General features: G+C 62.7%; 16 protein-coding genes, 1 other RNA gene and 1 pseudogene. 8 read left to right on the top strand and 10 right to left on the bottom strand.

What is annotated here, in order from left to right:
* Nucleotides 1-16: 16 nt before the first annotated feature.
* Complete coding sequence (locus LXM96_RS05215; RefSeq protein ID WP_239997323.1) at nt 17-1,018, bottom strand: zinc-dependent alcohol dehydrogenase family protein; 1,002 nt, start codon at nt 1,016-1,018, stop codon at nt 17-19.
* 98 nt (nt 1,019-1,116) lie between these two features.
* A complete protein-coding gene (locus LXM96_RS05220) occupies nt 1,117-1,875 on the bottom strand; it encodes an SDR family oxidoreductase (protein ID WP_239997324.1) in 759 nt (252 codons plus the stop codon).
* 104 nt (nt 1,876-1,979) lie between these two features.
* Between LXM96_RS05220 and LXM96_RS05225 the strand changes: the two genes are divergently transcribed.
* Nucleotides 1,980-2,396 carry a winged helix-turn-helix transcriptional regulator gene (locus LXM96_RS05225; RefSeq protein ID WP_239997325.1) on the top strand — a complete coding sequence of 139 codons (417 nt, stop codon included), beginning with the start codon at nt 1,980-1,982 and terminating at the stop codon, nt 2,394-2,396.
* A gap of 22 nt (nt 2,397-2,418) precedes the next feature.
* Here LXM96_RS05225 and LXM96_RS05230 read toward each other — a convergent pair.
* The 3 genes and pseudogenes from LXM96_RS05230 to LXM96_RS05245 all read right to left on the bottom strand — a co-directional run bounded on the left by LXM96_RS05230 (nt 2,419) and on the right by LXM96_RS05245 (nt 6,745).
* A pseudogene (locus LXM96_RS05230) lies at nt 2,419-2,840 on the bottom strand (PIN domain-containing protein).
* The gene (locus LXM96_RS05235; RefSeq protein ID WP_239997326.1) at nt 2,837-3,100 is read right to left on the bottom strand and encodes a type II toxin-antitoxin system Phd/YefM family antitoxin; all 264 of its coding nucleotides are present in this window, start codon (nt 3,098-3,100) and stop codon (nt 2,837-2,839) included. Before LXM96_RS05235 ends, LXM96_RS05230 begins: the two are co-directional and overlap by 4 nt.
* 1,158 nt (nt 3,101-4,258) lie before the next feature.
* Nucleotides 4,259-6,745: an ATP-dependent helicase gene (locus LXM96_RS05245; RefSeq protein ID WP_239997327.1), complete on the bottom strand. Its 2,487-nt coding sequence runs from the start codon at nt 6,743-6,745 to the stop codon at nt 4,259-4,261.
* Nucleotides 6,746-7,011: 266 nt separating this feature from the next.
* Between LXM96_RS05245 and LXM96_RS05250 the strand changes: the two genes are divergently transcribed.
* From LXM96_RS05250 to LXM96_RS05260, 3 genes are all read left to right on the top strand, one after another.
* The gene (locus LXM96_RS05250) at nt 7,012-8,202 is read left to right on the top strand and encodes an efflux RND transporter periplasmic adaptor subunit (protein ID WP_239997328.1); all 1,191 of its coding nucleotides are present in this window, start codon (nt 7,012-7,014) and stop codon (nt 8,200-8,202) included.
* On the top strand, nt 8,199-11,357 hold the full coding sequence (locus LXM96_RS05255) for an efflux RND transporter permease subunit (RefSeq protein WP_239997329.1): 3,159 nt from the start codon (nt 8,199-8,201) through the stop codon (nt 11,355-11,357). The genes LXM96_RS05250 and LXM96_RS05255 overlap by 4 nt, the downstream gene beginning before the upstream one ends.
* An 80-nt stretch (nt 11,358-11,437) precedes the next feature.
* Nucleotides 11,438-11,962, top strand: a complete 525-nt coding sequence (locus LXM96_RS05260) for a nuclear transport factor 2 family protein (protein WP_239997330.1) — start codon at nt 11,438-11,440, stop codon at nt 11,960-11,962.
* 195 nt (nt 11,963-12,157) lie between these two features.
* Here the strand turns inward: LXM96_RS05260 and LXM96_RS05265 are convergent, their stop codons facing one another.
* Complete coding sequence (locus tag LXM96_RS05265; RefSeq protein WP_239997332.1) at nt 12,158-13,039, bottom strand: DUF2243 domain-containing protein; 882 nt, start codon at nt 13,037-13,039, stop codon at nt 12,158-12,160.
* 826 nt (nt 13,040-13,865) lie between these two features.
* On the opposite strand from LXM96_RS05265, the gene LXM96_RS05270 reads away from it, so the two are divergent.
* Nucleotides 13,866-15,296, top strand: a complete 1,431-nt coding sequence (locus LXM96_RS05270) for an FAD-binding oxidoreductase (protein WP_239997333.1) — start codon at nt 13,866-13,868, stop codon at nt 15,294-15,296.
* Nucleotides 15,297-15,351: 55 nt separating this feature from the next.
* The gene (locus tag LXM96_RS05275; protein WP_239997335.1) at nt 15,352-19,077 is read left to right on the top strand and encodes an AsmA family protein; all 3,726 of its coding nucleotides are present in this window, start codon (nt 15,352-15,354) and stop codon (nt 19,075-19,077) included.
* On the opposite strand, the gene LXM96_RS05280 is transcribed toward LXM96_RS05275, so the two are convergent.
* The 4 genes from LXM96_RS05280 to ssrA all read right to left on the bottom strand — a co-directional run bounded on the left by LXM96_RS05280 (nt 19,074) and on the right by ssrA (nt 20,559).
* On the bottom strand, nt 19,074-19,307 hold the full coding sequence (locus LXM96_RS05280; RefSeq protein WP_239997336.1) for a ribbon-helix-helix domain-containing protein: 234 nt from the start codon (nt 19,305-19,307) through the stop codon (nt 19,074-19,076). The two genes, LXM96_RS05275 and LXM96_RS05280, sit on opposite strands and share 4 nt — an antisense overlap.
* Before the next feature lie 58 nt (nt 19,308-19,365).
* On the bottom strand, nt 19,366-19,560 hold the full coding sequence (locus tag LXM96_RS05285) for a DUF4169 family protein (RefSeq protein WP_239997337.1): 195 nt from the start codon (nt 19,558-19,560) through the stop codon (nt 19,366-19,368).
* Nucleotides 19,561-19,572: 12 nt separating this feature from the next.
* Nucleotides 19,573-20,079, bottom strand: coding sequence for an SspB family protein (locus LXM96_RS05290; protein WP_239997342.1), 507 nt, complete (start codon nt 20,077-20,079; stop codon nt 19,573-19,575).
* Between the two features lie 112 nt (nt 20,080-20,191).
* Nucleotides 20,192-20,559: a transfer-messenger RNA gene (gene ssrA / locus LXM96_RS05295) on the bottom strand.
* Nucleotides 20,560-20,700: 141 nt separating this feature from the next.
* Between ssrA and LXM96_RS05300 the strand changes: the two genes are divergently transcribed.
* Nucleotides 20,701-21,495, top strand: a complete 795-nt coding sequence (locus LXM96_RS05300; protein ID WP_239997344.1) for a thymidylate synthase — start codon at nt 20,701-20,703, stop codon at nt 21,493-21,495.
* Nucleotides 21,492-22,022, top strand: a complete 531-nt coding sequence (locus tag LXM96_RS05305) for a dihydrofolate reductase (RefSeq protein ID WP_239997345.1) — start codon at nt 21,492-21,494, stop codon at nt 22,020-22,022. The genes LXM96_RS05300 and LXM96_RS05305 overlap by 4 nt, the downstream gene beginning before the upstream one ends.
* Nucleotides 22,023-22,146: the final 124 nt, after the last annotated feature.

Consider the following 22,146-nt stretch of genomic DNA (forward strand, 5'->3'; position numbering starts at 1 on the left):
GCAAGCGGCAGACCCGCTACCAATCGATGCCGATCTTGCCAAAGTGCGAGCCGCTTTCCTCGTAGCGGAAGGCATCCGCCAGCTCTTCCAGGGGGAAGACGCGGTCGATCACCGGCTTGAAGAGGCCGGTATCGAGGGCGCGGACGAAATCCTTCTGGTGGCGCCGATTGCCGACGATGATGCCGGTCAGGATCACCTGCTTGCCCATCAGCATCGCAGTCGGCACTTCGCCGCTGCGTCCCGTCAGGACACCGATCAGCGTGATGCGGCCGCCAAGCGCCACCGCCTGGATCGACTGCGCGAGCGTGCCCGGACCGCCCACCTCGACCACATGGTCGACGCCGCGGCCGCCGGTCCAGTTCATCACCTGCGTGCCCCAATCCGGATGCGTCTTGTAGTTCAACGTAAACTCGGCGCCCAATTCCTTGGCCCGCTCCAGCTTCTCGTCGGAGGAGGAGGTGATAGCGACGCGGGCACCCATGGCGCGTGCGATCTGCAGCGCGAAGATGGAGACGCCGCCGGTGCCGAGGGCCAGCACCGTGTCGCCCGCCTTCAGCTTGCCGAGTTCCACCAGCGCCCGCCAGGCTGTAAGCCCCGCAGTGGTGATCGTCGCTGCCTCCACATGGGAGAAGCCCTTTGGCGCATGGGTGAAGGCGGTCGTAGGGCGAACTGCATGCTCGCAGGCAAAGCCGTCGATGCCGTCGCCAGGGACGCGGGAGAAGTCGCCGGAGATCGGCGGCCCGTCCTGCCAGTCGGGAAAGAAGCAGGAGACGACATGGTCGCCGGGAGAGAACTCGCTCACTCCTTCGCCGACCTCTTCCACGACGCCCGCGCCATCGGCCATCAGCACGCGGCCGTCGCTCGGCATCCTGCCGCTCGCCACGGCATAGTCGTGGAAGTTGATCGAACTGCCGTGCAGCGCGACACGGATCTCGCCCGGGCCGGGCTTGCCGGGGTCCGGCAGGTCGACAAGCTTCAGGGCGTCCAGTCCGCCCGGCGCGGTGACGATGGCTTTCATAGGGAACTCCTCGGCTAGCAGCTAAGGGGCCTCACCTAGCGGCAGAGGGAGAGCGGGCAAGGGGGAAGGAGTACTCGCCGCTTGCCTGCTCTGAAGGATCAGTGATCGAGGCCGCTGACGATCTCGAACATCTTGCCCATGTTGCCGGTCTCGGCAGCATAACGCAGCGGCTTGCACCGCTCGACCACCACTTCCTGCGCATCCGGCTGGTTGGTCAGGATGTCTATCACCTCGTTGATGAAGTCGGCGAGCGGCATGGCGGTCGGGTCGTTGGCCTGGCGTTCCCCCATCAGCGTCGTCTGCACGTAGGGCGGCACGATCTCGATCACCTCGACACCCGTATCCCTGAGCTGCCGGCGCAGGCCCATGGAATAGGAATGGATCGCCGCCTTGGTCGCCGAATAGGTGGGGGTCGCCGCCATGGGCACGAAGGCGAGGCCGGAGGAGACCGTGAGGATCGTTGCATCCTGCTGCTTCAAGAGATGCGGCAGGAGGGCTGCGGTCAGGCGGATCGGCCCGAGCAGGTTGGTGGCGATCGTTTCTTCCGCCGTCTGCAGGTAGTCGGGCGCTGCCGTCAGGTCCTCGCGCTTCATGATGCCGGCATTGTTGATCACGGCATTGAGGTCCGGGTGCTCGGAGACGAGCCGCTCGGCGAAGGCCTTGATGCCGTCTGCATCACCGATGTCGAGCGTCATCGCGACCATGCCGGGATTGGCGGCGGAGACCTCGTCCAGCGTTTCCCGGCGCCGCCCGGTGATGATCACCTTGTTGCCGCGGGCGTGGAAGGCTTCCGCCAGCGCCCGCCCGATGCCGGAATTGCCGCCGGTGATGAGGATGGTGTTGCCTGTCGTCTTCATGCGTCTGTCTCCGTTCGTGGTTGCGTAACGGGAAGATATGGCGCGTGCTTTCCCTTAGAAAGAAGGCACCCGAAAGTTCTATACGCACCAAAAGGAGAGTGTCTGTGTCACAAGGCGCCTCTGCAAAAGAAAGTTCTCACGCCACCCGCGAAATCCCGGAGGAGATCGATCCGGCGATCGAGGAACTGGTGCGCGGCATCATCGGACAGGTGGCCGACAAGTGGACCATGCTGATCCTCGAAACGCTGGAAGAGCACGGAACGCTCCGCTTCACCGAAGTCGGCCGCCATGTCGGCGGCATCAGCCAGAAGATGCTGACCAAGACCCTGCGCGACATGGAACGCGATGGCCTCGTTTCCCGCACCGTCCACCCCGTCATCCCGCCGCATGTGGACTACACCCTGACCGACCTCGGCCACAGCCTCGGCGAAGCCTTCTGCGGGGTGTGGATATGGGCGGAAAAGCACCACGCGACGATCGAGAAGGCGCGGGCAGCGTTTCGCGAGCGGGAAGGGCGGTAGGTGGATTACTGCAACCGGTAAGTCACGTCGTCCAAGGATCCAGGAGCTTTATGCTCAAGCCATCGAAGTCCTTGATGTTGCGGGTGGCAAGTGCCAGGTCATGGGCAGTAGCGGTGGCCGCAATAAGGCCGTCCATCGAAGACAAGCCGCGGCCGCTCCGCTTGGCCGTGGCCATGAGGTCACCCCAGGCCAGCGCGACCGTCTGATCTACCGGAATGACCCGGCTGCCGAAGCGCTGCGGCAGATCCTCGGCAAGCCACCTAGACAATGCGTCCCGCCGCCGGCCCGCATCCAGAAGGGCAACGCCGCGTTGGTCTCCGCAAGTGAAATGACGCTGATGAAGGTTGCGTCTTCATCAAGGGCGTCGATCCATTCCAGAACGTGCATTGCCGGGCTCGGCCGCGTCACTTCGGAGAGCACGTTGGTGTCGAGCAGGAACCTCACAATGATATGTCACGTACGTCGTCATGCTGACGTTCAAGGTCCAGATCAGCGCCCCGCAAGGGTGAGTCCATCAGGAACTGCGCCAGCGAGCCGCGGCGCGCGGTCTTGCGTTCCCATTCTTCGGCGGACACCACGACAACGCTTGGCTTGCCATTGCGGGTGATCGTCTGCGGGGTGCTTTGAGCCTGCTGGATCACCTCGGAAAGCTTCGCCTTGGCATTGGCCACAGTCCAGGTCGCATCTTCACGTTTTAACGGCATTGCCCCACCTGATGTCTAGGTTGACTATAATGACTATACACGGGGTGTTCGAAGTTCGGCAAGAACAGAGAGCGTTGTGGTTGCGATGAGTAACAAACGTCGCCATCATTCTCGACCGGAAAGGCGGCATCTATGGCGACGACGAACGCATCTCTCTCAGACCGGATGAAGGATTTGGCCGAGGAGCAGGCCCGGTCCGGGCGGGATCCCAACGTGAGCGACCACCTGCGGGATCTGATCCGACGCGATCAGGAGCGGTCGTACAAGAATGCCTCTAATGCAACGCATGGTCGACAAGGGCTTGGTGAGAGGCGTCGGAGAGCGATCTGCATCCGCGCTTTTCGATAAGGCGAAGAAGCGGGTATCAACGAGGCGCTAATCAGGTGTCTGGGGTGCCGTCCCTCCCGCCGCTCGCGTTGCTGTTTCTGGGAAAACAGGTGGCTAGATATGATGAAAGTCCGGCTGGCTGAGCTCGACGTACAATCTAGTGACCTTCGCTCGCGCATGTCCATCATTAGCCGGTCGGAAACATTTGTCTCAAGCCCATTTTCCTGTACAGCCTGCATGCACTGGACGAAGTTGCGGGTCGCCTGACATGCATCATTGGCTGCCTCGATCATCAGCGCGCAAAACTTATTCGCATCGACATGGGGACCCGTGTGGAGCACATTATTAGCTGAAAGTGCAGCGCTCCCAATGCCACTGACGTGAGTGCCGAACTCCGCATGGAAATTGAAACGCACTTCCCAATGCCTGTCAGTAATACCGCATCTTTCCAATTCGCTTCGAAGTCTGCCAAAGTTGAACTGCTTGTAGCGGGCTCTTCCTTTTGCATTATACCAATCTTGGATCGCTGAGGTGTTCACGGAAAAATATAGCAGAAGGCGCGCAACTTCCGCGGCGTCACGAAGCTGTGCCGACGAGGCACTGAAGTATCCCGCAGAAAGTAGTTTGATAGTAGCAGCTATCGAGTTCGACAGGCGTGTGCCTACCAATGAAACGATCATGAGATCAGGCTTTGGGCTTATCAGCGATAGGTTCGCCTGTCGGATCAAGTCACAGCAGATCCCCGTAGCGCCGAGCAGTGTTCGTCCAACTTCAGTCTCTAAAAGCAACTGATGTTGACGCTCGACCTCACGTTCATCGCATAAGCCTACCTCACACCCGCTCCACAAACCCCTCCAACACCCGCTTCTGCCCGGCCTTGTCGAAATCGATCGTCAGCTTGTTGCCTTCGATCGCGGCAATGTTGCCGTTGCCGAACTTGATGTGGAAGACGCGGTCGCCGACGGTAAATTGCGAGGGCGTTTCGGCAACGGATTTGGCCACCAGTTCGCCCTCGATAGTGCGGCCGCGCGGACCGCTTTCGCCGTAGCCGATGCGTTCCACCGCATGGCCGGAGCGGGTGCCCCAGTTGTCGCGGGTGGCATTCGTCTGGTTGGCCTGGGCGCGCTTCCAGCCGGGGGTGGAATAGGTGTTGGCGAAGGGGTCGGCCTTGTCGAAGCGCGACTGGCCGTAGCCGCCGCGCCCGCCATAGCCGCCATAATTGCTGTCCGACGCCGCGACATCGACGTGGTGCGCCGGCAGTTCGTCGAGGAAGCGCGAGGGCATGGTGGACTGCCACAGCCCGTGGATGCGCCGGTTGGAGACGAACCAGATGTGGCAGCGCCGCTTGGCGCGGGTGATGCCGACATAGGCGAGGCGGCGTTCCTCCTCCAGCCCAGAGCGGCCGCCCTCGTCGAGCGCCCGCTGGTGCGGAAAGAGACCTTCCTCCCAGCCGGGCAGGAAGACGGTGTCGAATTCCAGCCCCTTGGCGGAGTGCAGCGTCATGATCGAGACGGCGTCGAGGTCCTCGTTCTGCTCGGCGTCCATCACGAGCGAGACGTGCTCGAGGAAGCCGCGCATCGACTCGAAGGTCTCCATCGAGCGGATCAGTTCCTTGAGGTTTTCCAGCCGCCCCGGAGCTTCCGCCGACTTGTCGTTCTTCCACATGTCGGTGTAGCCGGACTCTTCGAGGATCTGTTCGGCAAGCTCGATATGTGGAGTCTTCTCAAGCCGTTCCTGCCAGTTCCTGAAGCTTTGGATCACGTCGAACAGCGCCTTGCGCGCCTTCGGCTTCAACTCGTCCGTTTCGATAATCTCGCTTGCGGCGGCCAGCATCGGCACATCGCGGGCGCGGGCATAGTCGTGCAGCGTGCGCACCGTGGTGTCGCCAAGGCCGCGCTTGGGCGTATTGACGATTCGCTCGAAGGCAAGGTCGTCGGCCGGCTGGCAGACGAGGCGGAAATAGGCCATGGCATCGCGGATCTCGAGCCGCTCGTAGAAGCGCGGGCCGCCGATGACCCGGTAATTGAGGCCGAGCGTGACGAAGCGGTCTTCGAACTCGCGCATCTGGAAAGAGGCGCGCACCAGGATCGCCATGTCGTTCAGCGCGTGCTTCCTGCCATCAGCGTCGCCGCGCTGCAGCCGCTCGATCTCCTCGCCGACGGCACGGGCTTCCTCTTCGGAATCCCAGGCGGCATGCACCTGCACCTTCTCGTCGTCCGGGTCGCTACGGTCGGTAAAGAGCGTCTTGCCGAGCCGCCCCTCGTTGTGGGCGATCAGGTGGCCAGCTGCCCCCAGGATGTGCTCGGTGGAGCGGTAGTTGCGCTCCAGCTTGATAACCTTGGCGCCCAGGAAGTCCTTCTCGAAGCGCAGAATGTTGTCCACCTCGGCGCCGCGCCAGCCGTAGATCGACTGGTCGTCGTCGCCCACGCAGCAGACGTTCTGCGGCACGCCCTTCGGCCGCTGAGCCAAGAGCCGCAGCCACATGTACTGGGCGGTGTTGGTGTCCTGGTACTCGTCCACCAGGATGTAGCGGAACTTGCCGTGATACTCTTTCAGGATATCCGGGTGGTCGCGGAAGATCGCGATCGGATGGAGCAGCAGGTCGCCGAAATCGCAGGCATTCAGCGTCTTCAGCCGGTCCTGGTAGGCGCGATAAAGCTCACGGCCCTTCCCATTGGCGAAGGCACGCGCATCGCCTTCGGGAATATCCTTGGGCGTCAGGCCCTTGTTCTTCCAGTTGTCGATCATGCCGGCGAACTGCCGGGCCGGCCAGCGCTTGTCGTCCAGCCCCTCCGCCTGGATCAGCTGCTTGATCAGCCGGATCACGTCGTCGGTGTCGAGAATGGTGAAATCGGAGCGAAGCCCTGCAAGCTCGGCATGGCGGCGCAGGAGCTTCACGCCAATCGAGTGGAAGGTGCCGAGCCAAGGCATGCCTTCCACGGCGCCGCCGACGAGAACGCCGATGCGCTCCTTCATCTCGCGCGCCGCCTTGTTGGTGAAGGTGACGGCAAGGATCTGGCTCGGAAAGGCACGGCCGGTCGCAAGGATATGGGCGATGCGGGTGGTCAGCACGCGCGTCTTGCCGGTGCCGGCGCCAGCCAGCACCAGAACCGGCCCGTCGACCGTCTCGACGGCTTCCCGCTGCTCCGGGTTGAGGCCGGACAGGTAATCGGGTGCGGCACGGTTCTGGTCGCGCGCAGCCATGGCGCGGGCGGCGATGCCGAGGCCTTCGGGCGCCGGCGGGGCGGCTGGCTTGGAAGGACGGCGCTGTTCCGGCTCTTCGTCGAAGAACGGAATGTCGTCAAATACGTTACTCATGCGGCCAATGTAGTGATTCGGACCTGAAAGGCCAGAAAAGATGTTCTGCTTTCATTCCTGTGGTCCCAACCGGGCGTGGCGAAATGAAGATGACCGCCCGTTCGCAGCCGCAATGTCCTCTGCATGCGCACGCCGCAATGCTGACATTTGCGTGAAATACCGGGAGGTTACAAATCCGTAAGGATGTGGATCGCGAATTGCGTGTATAGTCCGGCGTAAACATATAGCCGGTTCATTTTTATCTTTTCCTCCTGCCGGAGACCTTCATGCGCCTTTGGAAGCAGCTGCTGCTCAGCCTCGTCGTCGTTGCCGTCGCCCTCTGTCTGTGGGTCTTCCTGGTGCCGGGCGCCGGTGAGACGCTTGCCAAGATGGGCGTGCCGCAGCCGATCGTTGCCGCACTTTCCCCGCAAGCGGCCGATGGTGCGTCTGAAGGGGCGGGGGCTGGACGTGGCCAGGGTGGCGGACAAGGTGGCGGGCAGGGCAGGGGCCCCGGCGGCGGACGGGCAACGACGGTCGTCACCGAAGATGTCGCCACCGGCACGGTCAACGACCGGCTTTCGGCGATCGGCAGCGGCGAGGCCATCCAGTCCGTCGTCGTCATGCCGCAGGCTGCCGGTACGATCGAGGAGATACTGGTCGAGGCCGGCGAGAAAGTTGCCAAGGGCGATGTGCTGGCGCGGCTCGATGACGACGAGCAGGTGATTGCACGCGACCGGGCCGAGGTGGCGCTGCGCAGCGCCACCGAACGTTCCGATTCGCTCAGCAATCTCCGTTCCGTCTCACGTCTTGATGTCCTCGACGCGCAGATCGCGCAGGAAACCGCAAAGCTGGAGCTCGCCACCGCGGAGCTCAACCTGAAGCGCCGCGAGATCCTCTCGCCGATCAACGGCGTGGCGGGCATCGTGCCGGTCAATGTCGGCGACAACGTCACTACCCAGACCGCCATCGTCACCATCGACGACCGCTCCTCGCTGCTCGTCGATTTCTGGGCGCCGGAACGCTTCGCCACCGCGATCTCCGTCGATCATCCAGTGGAAGCGACCTCCATCGCTCGCCCGGGCGAGGCCTTCACCGGCGTCGTCCAGGCGATCGACAACCGCGTCGATCCCGCGAGCCGCACGCTGCGCGTCCGCGCCCGCATCGAGAACCCGGACGATGTGCTGCGTGCCGGCATGGCCTTCAACGTCGGCATGCGCTTTGCCGGCGACACCTATCCCGCCGTCGATCCGCTCGCCGTGCAATGGGACGCGGAAGGCTCCTATGTCTGGCAGGTGGTCGACGGCAAGTCGGTCAAGACGCGGGTCAGGATCATCCAGCGCAATCCGGATGTGGTTCTTGTTGATGCCGATCTAACTACGGGCGATGCCGTGGTGATTGAGGGGCTGCAGCGCGTCCGTGAAGGCGCTCCCGTGCAGCTTGCCGGCCAGCCGGACAAGGCGGAGGTTGCCAGCCAATGACGAACGACGAGACGCAGAAGGCCGAGACCGCCGGCCAGAGCTTTACCGCGCTCTTCGTCCGGCGCCCGATCCTCGCCGCCGTTCTCAACACGCTCCTCGTCGTCGCTGGCCTTGCCGCGCTATTTGGCGTGGAGGTGCGCGAACTCCCCGACGTCGACCAGCCGGTCATTACCGTACGCACATCTTACGACGGCGCCTCGCCGCAGACGATCGACCAGGAACTGACGCAGGTCATCGAAGGCGTGGTGGCGCGCGTCAGCGGGCTGAAATCCATCTCGTCGGAATCACAATTCGGCTCCAGCCGTGTCACGCTGGAATTCTCCGATACAGCAGACCTTGCGGTGGCCGCCAACGACGTGCGCGATGCACTCGGCCGCATCACCAACCAACTCCCGGACGATGCCGACGAGCCGCGGATCGTCAAGGCCGACTCCGATTCCCAGGCGATTATGCGCATCGCCGTTACCTCCAGCACGCTGTCGATGGAAGATCTGACGCTTCTGGTTGACAACGAGGTGACCGATCGGCTCGCTTCCGTCGACGGCGTCGCTGATGTCGAGCTCTACGGCGATCAGGAGAAAATCTTCCGCGTCGACATCAATCAGGCGGCACTGGCCGGTCGCGGACTGACGGTCGGTGACATCTCGACGGCGCTCTCCACTGCCGCGCTGGACGTGCCGGCCGGGTCGCTGGAAAGTAACCGTCAGAACATCGTGGTACGCGCCACCGCGAACCTGACGACGCCGGAAGAGTTCGAGAACGTTCTGATCAAGGAAAATATCCGCCTGCGCGATGTCGCGACCGTGACGCTCGGTCCTGACGACGGCTCCACCGTGCTGCGCGCCAATGGCGTGCAGGGCGTCGGCCTCGGCATCATCCGCCAGGCCCAGTCCAACACGCTTAGCATCTCCGAGGGCGTTCATGCTGCGGTTGCCGAGCTGCAGCAAAACCTGCCGCAGGGAACGCGCATTTCCGTGACCAGTGACGACGCGGTGTTCATCGAGGGCGCGCTGCACGAGGTGGAAATCGCGCTGGCGCTGTCGGCCAGCGTCGTGCTGATCGTCATCTTCCTCTTCCTGCGCGACTGGCGTGCGACGCTGATCCCGGCGCTCACCATGCCGGTTGCGCTGATCGGCACCTTGGTTGCGATCTATCTCGTCGGCTTCTCGATCAACATCCTGACGCTGCTTGCGATCGTGCTGGCGACGGGCCTCGTCGTCGACGATGCGATCGTGGTCCTGGAGAACATCGTGCGCCGCCGCTCGGAGGGCATGGGGCCGCGGGCCGCCGCCGTGCTGGGTACGCAGGAGGTCTTCTTCGCCGTGCTGGCCACAACCGCAACCCTTGCGGCCGTCTTCATTCCGCTCTCCTTCCTGCCCGGCCAGATGGGCGGGCTGTTCCGTGAGTTTGGTTTCGTGCTGGCCTTTGCCGTGGCACTTTCCTCCATCACTGCGCTGACACTCTGCCCGATGCTCGCCTCGCGCATGCTGTCGAAGCCGATCAAGGACAGCAATCGCGGCGCGCTCGGCTGGGTCGGCGGCAAGTTCGCCGGCCTTTATGCCGGCGTGCTGCGCCGGTGCCTGGACGCGCCCCTCTTGGTGATCGTCGTTGCGGCTATCATCTCAGCCGCCGCCTACGGCGCGTTTGGCTTGGTGCGCAGCGAGCTGACGCCGCAGGAGGATCGTTCGCTGGTGATGCTGCGTCTGTCTGCGCCGGAAGGCGTCAGCCTCGACTATACCCGCGACCAGTTGCAGCGGGTCGAGGAAAACCTGCAGCCTCTGCGTGAGTCAGGAGAGATCGAGAACGTCTTCTCCATCTCCGGCTTCGGCAGCAACACGAACAGCGGCTTCATGGTTCTGACCCTTGCTCCCTGGGGGGAGCGCGAGCGCAGCCAGAACGAGATTGCCCAAGACGTCAATGCGGCGGCCCAGAAGGTGCCTGCGCTGCGGGGCTTTGCCATCCAGCCCAACAGCCTGCGCATCCGCGGCGCCGGCAACGGCCTGCAGATGGCGATGGTCGGCAGCGACCATGCGCAACTGACACAAGCTGCCATTCAGCTGGTCTACAAGATGGAAGACAGCGGTCTGTTTGAAACGCCGCGCCTTTCCAACGAGCCCACCCAGGCGCAGCTTTCTGTTGCGATCGACCGCGAGCGGGCGTCCGATCTCGGTATCGACGTCACCGGGCTGTCGGCGGCATTGCAGTCCCTGCTTGAAGGCCGTTCGATCGTCGACGTCTTCGTCGAGGGAGAAGCGCTTCCGGTGAAGCTGACATCCAACACCCAGCCGGTCGATGATCCGACCGATCTGGAAAACGTCTTTCTCAAGGCCGGCGACGGCAAGATCGTACCGCTATCGACGATCGCCACCCTGCAAGAGGGAGCAGTCGCTCCGGAACTCAATCGCGAGCAGCAGTTGGCGGCGGTGTCTTTCTCCGGGAACCTGCGCCAGGGGGTGACCTTGGGCGACGCCGTGGAGGCGGTGGAGGAAATGGCCGAGCCGCTCTTGCCGCCGGGCTCCCGCCTGATGCCGCTTGCCGAAGCCGCAACGCTGGAGGAAAATGCCTCCGGCATGCTGATGACCTTCGGCTTTGCCATTGCCATCATCTTCCTCGTGCTCGCCGCGCAGTTCGAAAGCGTGCTGTCCTCGCTGATCATCATGTCCACCGTCCCGCTCGGCCTTGCCTGCGCCGTTTTCGCGCTGGTGCTGACGGGCTCCAGCCTCAACGTCTACAGCCAGATCGGTCTCGTCCTCCTCGTCGGGGTCATGGCCAAGAACGGCATCCTGATCGTCGAGTTCGCCAACCAGCTGCGTGATCGCGGCGCGGGTGTGCGCGAGGCCATCGAGCAGGCCTGCAGCATCCGTCTGCGTCCCGTGATGATGACGATGATCGCCACCGTCATCGGCGGCGTTCCGCTGATCCTGGCTCAGGGTGCGGGGGCGGAAGCGCGTATTGCGCTCGGCTGGGTCATCGTCGGCGGCCTCGGGCTTGCGACGGCCGTCACGCTTCTGATCACGCCGGTCGCCTATCTCTTGATTGCCCGCTTCGCCAAGCCGCATGTCCATGAGGAGCGGCGCCTACACCAGGAGCTGGCGACGGCGACGCGGGCGCAGGCGAACGAAGACGGCGAACGGCCGCTGCTTGCCGCGGAATGAATTGATCGGCCGGCTATCACATCTGCGGAACATAGTCTGCCCCTGTCGGTTGGCGACAAGTGAACCAACAGGAGTTCTTCATGTCACAGCTGACGGACCAATTCATCGACGCCCTTCGCCGCCTGGAAGGTGACCGCGACGTGAACGCCATGGCCTCCCTGTTCTCCGAGGATGCGGAGGTGGCTAATCCGCTGATCCACCGAGAGAATGGTGGCACGCGTGCGGCAAGCGAATTCTGGTCGCAGTATCGCGACGCCTTCGACGACATCCGCTCCGATTTCAGGAGCGTCCGCGATGCGGATGGCGTCGCCTTCCTCGAATGGCACAGCGAAGGCTCGATCGACGGTCAGTCCTTCCACTACGACGGCGTCAGTGTTCTGGAGCAGGCCGATGGCAAGATCACCGCGTTCCGCACCTATTTCGACACCCGCCACATCCCGAACGCCCATACCCGTAGCGGCAATGGCGCTGGGACAGGCTCTAAAAGGAACGGCAACGCTGCGTCCAACGGCTCTCAAGGTCAGGGCGGCGAGACTGGTCCCGACGAAATGGTGGAAGCCCAGCGCGAGGCCGCCGAGCAGCGCGCCGACGGCGGCTACAGCTGAGGCATCCGCTCAGCCCTCACTCTCGGGGTGAGGAGCAATCCGCGTAAGCATGGCGATCGAAGCGGCGAACGACTGCAGCGACGGCATGCAGCATTTCGTCGAAGGGCGAGGGCGGCGGGGATTTTCTGTCGCGAAGTCGAGCAAGCGGGTCTTCTTAGGCCCGCTTCGTCTTGAGTGTTGTACGTCATCGCGGAGCTATGCTCGGGTCCAATTAAAACACCCGAGGGGCAGCAGGGAATTGCTCACCAGTAACGCCCCGTAGCGATAAAGTTCTGAGGGATGTCCGCCAGAGGCCATATCGACAGCCCAAATCTGCCCTGATGCATCGGAACCGATCATTCTGCCATCGACCGCCAAGATGGCGGCGACGGCTTGCTGCTCGGTAAGATCTTGCCGGAAAAGCACCACCACTTGTGTTTGATCGGCGGGAGGGAGAGCAGAAATCGGGCCTGCGATGAGGGCAGCCAAGACAAGAGCGAGGGGTGAACTCATCACGCGGTCGCTGCCGCTGGATGAGCCACGGCGCATCATCAAGCCGATAGCCAAGGGGCCGAGTCCGAGAACGGCGAACCAAAGCAAGTCCCAGAACAGCGGATTGTCCACGTCCATCCGGATACGGTGAATGCCAAGCATCCAATGCGACAAAATGCTGTCGAGGATATGCCAGACGCCAAAGCCAATCAGGGCATTCGTAAAAAGGCGACGATCCGCGCCCGCAGCGGGAAACTCATTCCGCGTTCGCCAAAGCAGCCAAAGGCCAATTCCGGCGATGACGTACATCAACACGTGAAAGATGCCGTCCCAAAGGATGAGAACGCGAATATCCTGCCGTGCTTGCTCAACGCCGCTTAGCAGGTGATGCCACTGCAAAACCTGATGCAGGAGTATGCCATCGAAGAAGCCGCCAATGCCGAAGCCAAGAGCGTAGCCCGCCCATTCAAATCTGCCAGAAAATTGGCCGTCTCTTTGTGTCACTGTCGCGGCGATCATGGCCTTCCTCTCGAATTCTTCACTGACTAATTTTTGGGGGAAACTAATGTTCCGGAGTTTGCCCGCGAAGGTCGTCACGAGCCTCATGATGAGGTCGCTCCGGTTATGATCCTAACATTCAGCTCTGACCGCAGACGATCTCGAGCAGCAGGAATTGTCGAACGAAGCTCCTGCGACTTTCCAAGGCTCAATGGATGTCCTTTCTCGGCACCAAGCTGCCTTCAAGACGTGCATTTACAGGTGGAAACTGCAACCGATCCTCAAGATATCAGCCACTGAACCCCATCCAGATTCACCTCCTCCAAACCCGTGCTTACACTTCCCCCGTCCCGCCGCGGATACACCAGGAGGCGTCCTGGCGAGGGGGGCCGGCGCTGGTGGTGAGGAAACGACGTAAGTCCTCATCATCGGGGTCCGCGGAAATCGGTCCCCCTCCGGCGACATGGGGGAAGCGGGATGGTTTCGGACCGGCCACCTGCTTCTGATGCCCGAACGGCGCGCCGGGCGTGCCTGTGCGGCACACAGGGGGGCGAAGAGGATGGTGTCGCCGGACCTTCAAGTCCGACGAGATGCCGAGGCGACAAGCTTCGGAACCCGGGAAACCGGCAGTCAAACGCGTTTTCATCAGACCTTTGCAGAGGGACCCAGGTCGCTGGCACAAACAGCCGAACGTGGCGCTGAGAGGTGCCACATAAATCACTTTACGAGGCAGCTTTCAGCGCCCCGTCCAGTTTGAAATTTCAAGATCGCCAAGGGAGACTCCGTGATCGTCACCCTCGGCAGGTCTGTCCTCCGGAGAAATGCGAACCCCAAAGTATCTGGCGCGCATTCGTACCCTGAACCTGCGCCGTTCTGGACAAACACCCCCGTGTCGCCTAACCCATTGAGCAAAAGGGCGTGCGGAGACGATGCGATGGCGGTGAAGGATGTTCGGCCGGGGGTGAGGAACGAGGAGGGGATCGCGACGGTTCTCGGGCTTCTGAAGCAGCAGTTCGGCGAACGCTTCCAGACGGGCCAGTCCTTCCGCGAGCAGCATGCGCACACCACGACCTACCTGCCGGCGCAGCTGCCGGATGGCGTGGTCTTCGTCGAGAGTGCGGAGGACGTGAAGGCAATCGTCCGCGCCTGCGGCACCCAGCGCGTGCCTGTCATCCCCTTCGGGACCGGCTCCTCGCTCGAGGGTCAGGTCAATGCGCCAAACGGTGGGATATCGATCGACTTTTCCCGCATGAACCGGATCCTTGCGATCAACGCCGAAGATCTCGACGTCGTTGTCGAGCCGGGGGTCACCCGCGAACAGCTCAACACGGAACTGCGCGACACGGGCCTTTTCTTCCCAATCGATCCCGGCGCCAATGCCTCGATCGGGGGCATGGCGGCGACGCGAGCATCGGGTACCAACGCTGTGCGCTACGGCACGATGAAGGACAACGTCCTGGCCCTTACCGTCGTCACCGCCGACGGCGAAGAGATCCGCACCGCCCAGCGCGCCCGCAAGTCCTCGGCCGGCTACGACCTGACACGCCTCTTTGTCGGCTCGGAAGGCACGCTCGGCGTCATCACTTCGGTGACGCTTCGCCTGCAGGGGATCCCGGAGAAGATCGGCGGTGGCGTCTGCGCCTTCCCGACAGTGAAGGCTGCCTGCGATGCGGTGATCATGACGGTCCAGATGGGGGTCCCGGTTGCCCGCATCGAGCTTCTCGACCAGATGCAGATGCGCGCCTGCAACGCCTATTCCGGCCTCTCCTATGCGGAAAAACCGACGCTCTTTGTCGAATTCCACGGGACGGAGCAGACGGTGGCGCTGCAGGCAGAGCAGTTCTCGGAGATCGCACGGGAATGTGGCGGCGACAGCTTCAGCTTCACGGCCAATGCTAAGGAGCGCAGCCGCCTCTGGAAAGCGCGACACGATGCCTATTGGGCGTCGCGGGCGCTGGCGCCGCAGCTCAACGGTCTGTCGACCGATGTCTGCGTGCCGATCTCGCGGCTCGCTGACTGCATGGTCGAGACCCAGGCGGATGTCGAGGAGCATGGTTTCCTGGCGCCGATCGTCGGGCATGCGGGGGACGGCAATTTCCACGTGCTGATCCTGTTCGATGACACGGACCCAGCCGACGTCGCTCGTGCCGAAGCTTTTGTCGGGCGGTTGAATGCCCGGGCGCTCGCAATGGGCGGCACCTGCACCGGCGAGCACGGTATCGGCCAGGGCAAGCTGAGCTTCCTGGAACAGGAGCTCGGCGGCGCGGTTGACCTCATGCGGACAATCAAGAAAAGCCTCGATCCGCAGAACATCTTCAACCCGGGCAAAATCTTTGCGCCGGCCCCGAGCATGGTCGATGCTTGACTCGCCTATGCCTCGGATGGAACTAGTCTTTTCGCATACACAGGGAGCTTAAGCTTTGCTCGGGCGCATCCTATTGACCGTCGGCGGACTTCTGGTTGTGGCATTGTTTGCCGCACTGCTGGCGCCGTTCATCGTCGACTGGAGCGACTTCCGAGTGGAGTTCGAGCAGCGGGCAAGCCGCATCCTCGGCAAAAAGGTGACGGTCCATGGCGAGGTCGAGGCTCGCATCCTGCCGTTTCCTTCGGTGACGTTGCACGACGTGCGCGTCGGTCAGGACCAGGATGGCCAGCCGCAGTTGTCGGCCGAGCAGTTTTCCATGGACATGGAGCTTGCGCCTTTCCTGTCGGGGGAGGCGCGCATCTTCGACATGCGCATCGACCAGCCGAAGGCGCGGGTCCGCATCCTGGAAGACGGGACGCTGGACTGGATGCGCGGCAGCCGAGCCGACATACCGCTGCGCACCGTGGTGATTGAGGATGTGCACATCACCGGCGGCTCGATCGAGCTGATCGACGAGCAGAGCGGCCAGACGCGCCAGTTGGAGGGTCTGAACGCTGACCTTTCGGCCGGATCGCTGGCAGGTCCGTGGCGCGGCGAAGGCTACGCATCGCTTGACGGGGAAGAAGCATCGTTCACGCTCTCGACGGGTGAGGCGGACCGGACGGAGCAAAGCGTGCCGCTCAGGCTGCGGCTCTTGCCGGACGCAGCACCCATCGCGTTGACGCTCGATGGCGATCTTGCTCTTTCAGAAGACCGGCCTGCCTATGACGGTCGTTTCGCGCTCGATTTCCTGCAGGAGGAGGACGAGACGGAACCAACAGAAGCGCCTCCACCGAGACCGCGGTTGAGAGGCAATTTTGAGCTTACGAACGAGCGCATTCGCGTGCCGGAATACCGTCTAGAGGTGGGGCCGCTGAACGATCCCTACGTCGTCACCGGCGAGGCGACGCTGGACACCGGCGAGCAGCCGGAATTCCTGCTGACGGCGGACGGTCAGCAGATCGACGTCAACCGGTTGGGCAAGGGCGAGCGGGCAAAGACCGGCCGCGACGCGGCAGCATCCGCGCAACGACGCATCCAGGCGTTCGTCGACATCGCCACACAGATCCCGATCCCGCAGGTGCCGGGACGGGCCAGCTTCCGCCTGCCCGCGGTCGTGGCAAACGACACCACAGTGCGAGACATCCAGATCGATGTGCGCCCTGCGGGCGCCGGCTGGACCGTCGAGAACTTTGCCGCGACGCTGCCGGGGCGGACCCAGGTTGAGGCGAAGGGCGCACTGGCGCTGGAGGATCGCATCTCCTTCGTTGGCGACATGCTCCTTGCCTCCAATCAGCCATCGGGCCTTGCAGATTGGCTGTCGGGCTCGGTTGATCCGGCAATCCGGCAGCTGCGCAGCGCTGGATTTTCGGCGCGTGTCAATCTCACTCCCGAACTACAGCGCTTTGACGATCTGGAGCTCGCGATCGGTCCGGCAACGCTGCGGGGGCGTGTCGAACGACATGCACCCATCGAAGCGACGCCGTCGCTGACGCTCGATCTTGCCGGCAACGAGATCGATCTTGATGCCATGCGGGCGCTCGCCTCTTTGATCACCGGCAACGATGCGGGCGCGGACGTCCTCGATCACAAGGTCGCTGCCAGCTTGAAGGCAGAACGGTTCACCGCCTTCGGGATTGCCGCCGATGATGTGGATACGGTGTTCACCCTCTCAGAGGGGGAGCTGTCGCTCGAGCGGTTGTCGGTCGGCGACGTGGCCGGAGCGGCCATCACCGCCAGCGGCAATCTCTCCGGCTCCCTGTTGGCCTATGAAGGCACCGGATCGGCGACGTTCCGCGCACCTGATCCTGCGCCGTTCCTGGCGATGTTGCGCAATCAGCTTTCGAGACACCCGCTTATCGACCGCTTGGCGGAAAGCGCGCGCTGGTATTCGGATACGGAGCTTTCGGCCGACATCACCGTCGGTGGCGACATAGCCGGGGCGGCCGCACAGATAACCGGCACCAGCAATGGCAGCGCTGTGTCGGCCGAGCTTGCCATGCCGACGCTGTTCGACGTGACGGCCGGCACTGACTTTTCGCTCTCGATGCAGCTTCAGAACGAGCAGGCTTCCGTTCTGCTCGGTCAGGCCGGGCTGGAACCGCTGCCCCTCGGCGAGGATGGCTCCGGGCGGCTGTCGCTCGATGTTCGCCAGGAAGACGACGCTCCGGCGACAGTTGCCCTTGGCTATGACACAAACACGACGCATCTTGATCTGAACGGCTCGTTCGACCTGGCAGCGGAGAATTTTGCCACTGGCGCGGGCAGGGTGATACTTCGCTCGCAAGATCTTGAGCCCTATCTGCTGATGACGGGCTTTGGATTGCCGCAGTTCGGCACCGGACTGCCGGTGGAACTGGCCGCGAATCTGGCAATCACGCCGGAGGCGGTTCGCGTCGGCGAGTTGGCGGGGGAGGTTGGGGGGAACACAGTCGCCAGCGACGCACTTGTCATCGATCGCACAACCAGCGTGACAACATTGGTTGGTGATCTGTCGCTGGACACGCTGGACCTCGCCTGGCTCGGCGAGGCTGCCTATGGCACGCTTGCCGATCCGACAACCGGCGCCTTGTCGGACAAGCCATTCTCCCTGCCGATCTTCGGAACAGCGGAAGCCCGGCTGCAGGTTCAGGCGAATACGTTCCGGCCGGGCGCTGTCGGCGATGTGACGGACTTCACGGGTACCATCGCCCATCGCAACGGCGGCATTTCGATTGACGATGCCACCGGGTCCTGGAAGGGCGGGCGGATATCAGGCCGGCTGGCAATGTCGAACGGCGAGGGCACTGGTATGTTTCAGACGCGCCTCGCCGTCGAGAATGCGGATCTCGCTTCCGTGGTCTGGCAGGCGGGTGATGCTCCCGTTGCCACCGGCCGCGTGAATGCGACGATCTCCGCCGAGGCGACGGCGCAATCGCCGGCGCAGCTGATGGCGTCGCTCAATGGCTCGGGCGAGCTGCAGCTCTCGGATCTTGTTGTCCAGGGGATCGAGCCCTCCGCACTGCCGGCAGTGCTGGCACAGGTCGATCAAATCGAGGGTGAGTTGACGGAAGAGAAGGTACGGCCGGTCGTCGAGCAGTTCGTCCGCACCGGAGAGGCAAGGCTCGGCTCCGTCACGGTGCCCTTCACCATTACCGAGGGCGAGGTGAGGGCACAGAATGTCGCCGCCGCAGCCGGCGAGACGGGGTTGGCCGGCGAAGTCCGAATTGATCTCCTGGACGGCGTGCTGCGCGGGGAGCTTGCCGTGATCTACGCTCCGGGAGACGAGGGGCTTGCTGGCGGGGAGCCGGCGGTGCGCCTCACCTATTCGGGCAATGTGTCCGATCCGGCAGTTCAAATGACCGTTGCGCCGCTGACCAACTTCCTTTCGCTGCGGGCCTTCGAGCGTGAGCGTCGCCGTGTGGAGGCGCTGCAGGCGAGCGTGTTGGAAAAGCAGCGGCTGCGCCGGGAGGTGGCGCTCTATCGCTATCAGGCCGCCGAGCGGGAGGCGGCGCGCTTGCGCGCCGAGGCAGAGGAACAGGCCCGGCGGGAAGAAGAGGCACGGCGCCAGGCCGAGGCTGCAGCGCGGGCCGAGCAGGAGAGGGCGGCTGCCGCCGCACGGGCGGCCGAAGAGCAGCGCCGGCGTGAGGAGCAGCAGAGAGCGCTCGAACTCAGCGTGCCGCCGACGCAGGACGTCTTTCGCCAGGATCTGCCGCCGCTGACGACTCCCAGCATCCAGAACTTGCCGGGCGTGCAGCCCTAGGCGGCGTTGTCACTCCGGCTCTGCCCACCCCTCAAAGAGCGCAGAACATAGACCCGAAGTGCCGATGAGAGATTGCTGTCGGAGGCGCGGCCATCGTCGACTTCCGCGATCAGTCCGGCGATGCTGATCTGGCGGTCGCCGGCGATGCGCTTCAACTCATCCCAGAATTCGTCCTCGAGTGAAAAGCTGGTGCGATGACCATGAAGCGTGGCAGAATGCTTGCGTATCAACAGCACCTCCCTCTGAAACGAAGCTGCCATTCAAGCGTGCGGCCTGCGGTGCCAGGTGTCACTCCCGATCAACCGGTGTCTCCAGTCGGCCCTGATCCAGAGCCCGCTCCGCCTTGTCGTTGAGTGTCTTTGTCAGCGATTTTTCGGTCTTGGTTCGCCCGAAGGACAGGCGGTTCTGTTCCGCCTGCCTTTCCTTTTCAACGCGCTGCTTCGACTTGCGAAACTGGCGCAGGTTGATCACATCGCCGCTCATCACCTGCCGCCGCTACTGCTTCTTGCGGAAGGAGTCGAGGGAAACGACCGATGCCTGCTTCTTTTCCTCGTCGCCGGCCTGGTCGCCAGCTTCAGCGCGCGTGGCGGATTCGACCGGGATTGCTGTGATTTCCGCGTCTGTCTGTTCGTCCTCCTCCGCCAGCGGTACCTCGAATTCCAGCTCGAAGTTCACTGCCGGATCGTAGAACCCACGGATCGCGTTGAACGGGACCACCAGCCGCTCCGGAGTGTCGGAAAAAGACAGACCGATCTCGAACTGAGTGTCTGAAACCTTGAGATCCCAAAACTGGTGCTGGACGACGATTGTCATCTGCTCCGGATACTTGGCTTTCAGGTGTTGCGAGATTCGTACTCCGGGAGCGCCCGTGAGGAAGGTAATGAAGAAATGGTGGTCACCGGGCAGACGGCCGGTCGCTGCAACCTCCGCCAGTACTTTGCGGATGACGCCGCGTAGCGCGTCCTGTGCCAAGATATCGTAGCGGATGTGATCCTGCCCCATTCGGTTCTTCTCTCATTTCATCAAGTAACGAAACCTGCTTATGCCACGGCGACGACTTGCCGAAAAGCGGTCGCGTCGGTGCCATTGTACATAAATTCGTCGGAAGGGAGAAGGTGAAGGCTTCTGTTGCCAGGTGCCTTCGGACCCCGCCTCAAGGGGCTAACCTAGAGGACTTGGTTCGGATTTCCCGCACCGCCATTAGGCAGCGAGAGCATAACCCTTAGCGTTGTTGTCATTTGCAACTACACTTGTGACCCGATAACGGCGGTATCATGCCGAGCAAAAGTACGATCTTTACACCCTTGTCGATCCTATTTCGCCCCCATCAAAAGCCGGTCTGTTCGACCGACCGGTTTTTGGTGGAGGCGCCGGGTACCGCCCCCGGGTCCAATAGGTTTATTACATCGCCCATTTATCGCCATAGCCGGACCGAAGTCCGGCACACCCCATATAGGCTTTCCATAGCTTTCTGAAAAGGGGAGGACGCTCGATTACCGGATCGGAATGTTGTCCCCGGCTGCGCCAGCGTCTTCATATACCTGTAGATAGGAGATGGGGTGGCATTGGTGCGAACGAACGCAGACGGTAAGGTGCGGCAATCCAGGAATCGGCGGCTGCAGTATGAAGCAATATCTCGATCTTCTCCAACACGTTCTCGAACACGGCACCGACCGTGGTGACAGGACCGGCACGGGTACGCGTTCGATCTTCGGCTATCAGATGCGCTATGATCTGGCGCAGGGCTTTCCGGTGCTGACCACCAAGAAGCTGCATCTGCGCTCCATCATTCATGAACTCCTCTGGTTTTTGCGAGGCGACACCAACATCGCCTATCTCAAGGACAATGGCGTTTCGATCTGGGACGAATGGGCCGACGAGAACGGCGACCTTGGCCCTGTGTACGGAGCGCAATGGCGATCTTGGCCGTCGCCCGACGGTCGCCGGATCGACCAGATCGTGAATGTCGTGGAGAGCATCCGCAACAACCCCAACTCGCGCCGGCATATCGTTTCCGCGTGGAACCCGGCGGAGGTGGATGAGATGGCGCTGCCGCCGTGCCACTGCCTGTTCCAGTTCTATGTTGCGGACGGCAGGCTTTCGTGCCAGCTCTACCAGCGCTCGGCCGACATCTTCCTTGGCGTGCCCTTCAACATTGCCTCCTATGCACTGCTGACCATGATGGTGGCGCAGGTGACGGGGCTGAAGCCCGGGGACTTCATTCACACCCTGGGTGACGCTCATCTCTATGCGGATCATTTTGAACAGGCGAAGCTGCAACTGACACGGACGCCGAAGCGCCTGCCGATGATGCGGATCAATCCTGACATCGACGATCTCCTTTCCTTCCGCTTCGAGGATTTTACTCTGGAAGGTTATGAGGCTGACCCCAGCATCAAGGCACCGATCGCCGTATGAGCCGCATCCCTGTTTCCATTGTCGTCGCAGTATCGGAGAATGGCGTCATCGGTCGGGACGGCGGGATGCCGTGGCGCCTGTCGACAGACCTCAAGCGGTTCAAGGCGCTGACGATCGGTAAGCCGATCGTCGTTGGCCGCAAGACACTGGAATCCTTCGGGGGTAGACCGCTTCCAGGGCGACCGCATGTGGTGGTGACCCGCAACCCCGACTTCGCGGTCGATGGCGCACAAACGGCGCGATCGGTGGAGGAGGCCCTTGCGATGGCGCAGAAGATCGCGGCTGAGACCAACGCTTCTGAAGTCAGCGTGATCGGCGGCGGAGAGATTTATCGGCAGGCACTGGACTCGGCAGACATCCTCTATGTCACCCATGTTGGAACGATCATCGGTGATGGAGACACGACCTTTCCCGCCATCGATCCGGCCGTGTTCGCGAAGCGCGAGGAGACCGCCTACCCGCAGGGCGAAAGGGACAGTTTCTCGACCCGCTTCGCGGTTTACGTCCGCCGGCCCGCGACAAACTGAAACATTTCGTTATCAAATACCCGGAAGTTATTGAGGCATCGTTGAAAGCGCCTCTTCGGGTCCCTATAACGGGGACTGACAGGCGGGGAGCATTGCTGCTCCCGTGCGGTGGGAGCGACAAGCA

It is taken from the genome of Rhizobium halophilum, from assembly GCF_021648825.1.
Lineage (GTDB): Bacteria > Pseudomonadota > Alphaproteobacteria > Rhizobiales > Rhizobiaceae > Neorhizobium > Neorhizobium halophilum.

Excerpts from the sequence above, each read along its gene's own strand:
- LXM96_RS05215 (WP_239997323.1), bottom strand. The coding sequence starts at position 1,018 with ATGAAAGCCATCGTCACCGCGCCGGGCGGACTGGACGCCCTGAAGCTT.
- LXM96_RS05220 (WP_239997324.1), bottom strand. The coding sequence starts at position 1,875 with ATGAAGACGACAGGCAACACCATCCTCATCACCGGCGGCAATTCCGGC.
- LXM96_RS05235 (WP_239997326.1), bottom strand. The coding sequence starts at position 3,100 with ATGCCGTTAAAACGTGAAGATGCGACCTGGACTGTGGCCAATGCCAAG.
- LXM96_RS05245 (WP_239997327.1), bottom strand. The coding sequence starts at position 6,745 with ATGAGTAACGTATTTGACGACATTCCGTTCTTCGACGAAGAGCCGGAA.
- LXM96_RS05250 (WP_239997328.1), top strand. The coding sequence starts at position 7,012 with ATGCGCCTTTGGAAGCAGCTGCTGCTCAGCCTCGTCGTCGTTGCCGTC.
- LXM96_RS05255 (WP_239997329.1), top strand. The coding sequence starts at position 8,199 with ATGACGAACGACGAGACGCAGAAGGCCGAGACCGCCGGCCAGAGCTTT.
- LXM96_RS05260 (WP_239997330.1), top strand. The coding sequence starts at position 11,438 with ATGTCACAGCTGACGGACCAATTCATCGACGCCCTTCGCCGCCTGGAA.
- LXM96_RS05265 (WP_239997332.1), bottom strand. The coding sequence starts at position 13,039 with ATGAGGCTCGTGACGACCTTCGCGGGCAAACTCCGGAACATTAGTTTC.
- LXM96_RS05270 (WP_239997333.1), top strand. The coding sequence starts at position 13,866 with ATGGCGGTGAAGGATGTTCGGCCGGGGGTGAGGAACGAGGAGGGGATC.
- LXM96_RS05285 (WP_239997337.1), bottom strand. The coding sequence starts at position 19,560 with ATGAGCGGCGATGTGATCAACCTGCGCCAGTTTCGCAAGTCGAAGCAG.
- LXM96_RS05290 (WP_239997342.1), bottom strand. The coding sequence starts at position 20,079 with ATGGGGCAGGATCACATCCGCTACGATATCTTGGCACAGGACGCGCTA.
- LXM96_RS05300 (WP_239997344.1), top strand. The coding sequence starts at position 20,701 with ATGAAGCAATATCTCGATCTTCTCCAACACGTTCTCGAACACGGCACC.
- LXM96_RS05305 (WP_239997345.1), top strand. The coding sequence starts at position 21,492 with ATGAGCCGCATCCCTGTTTCCATTGTCGTCGCAGTATCGGAGAATGGC.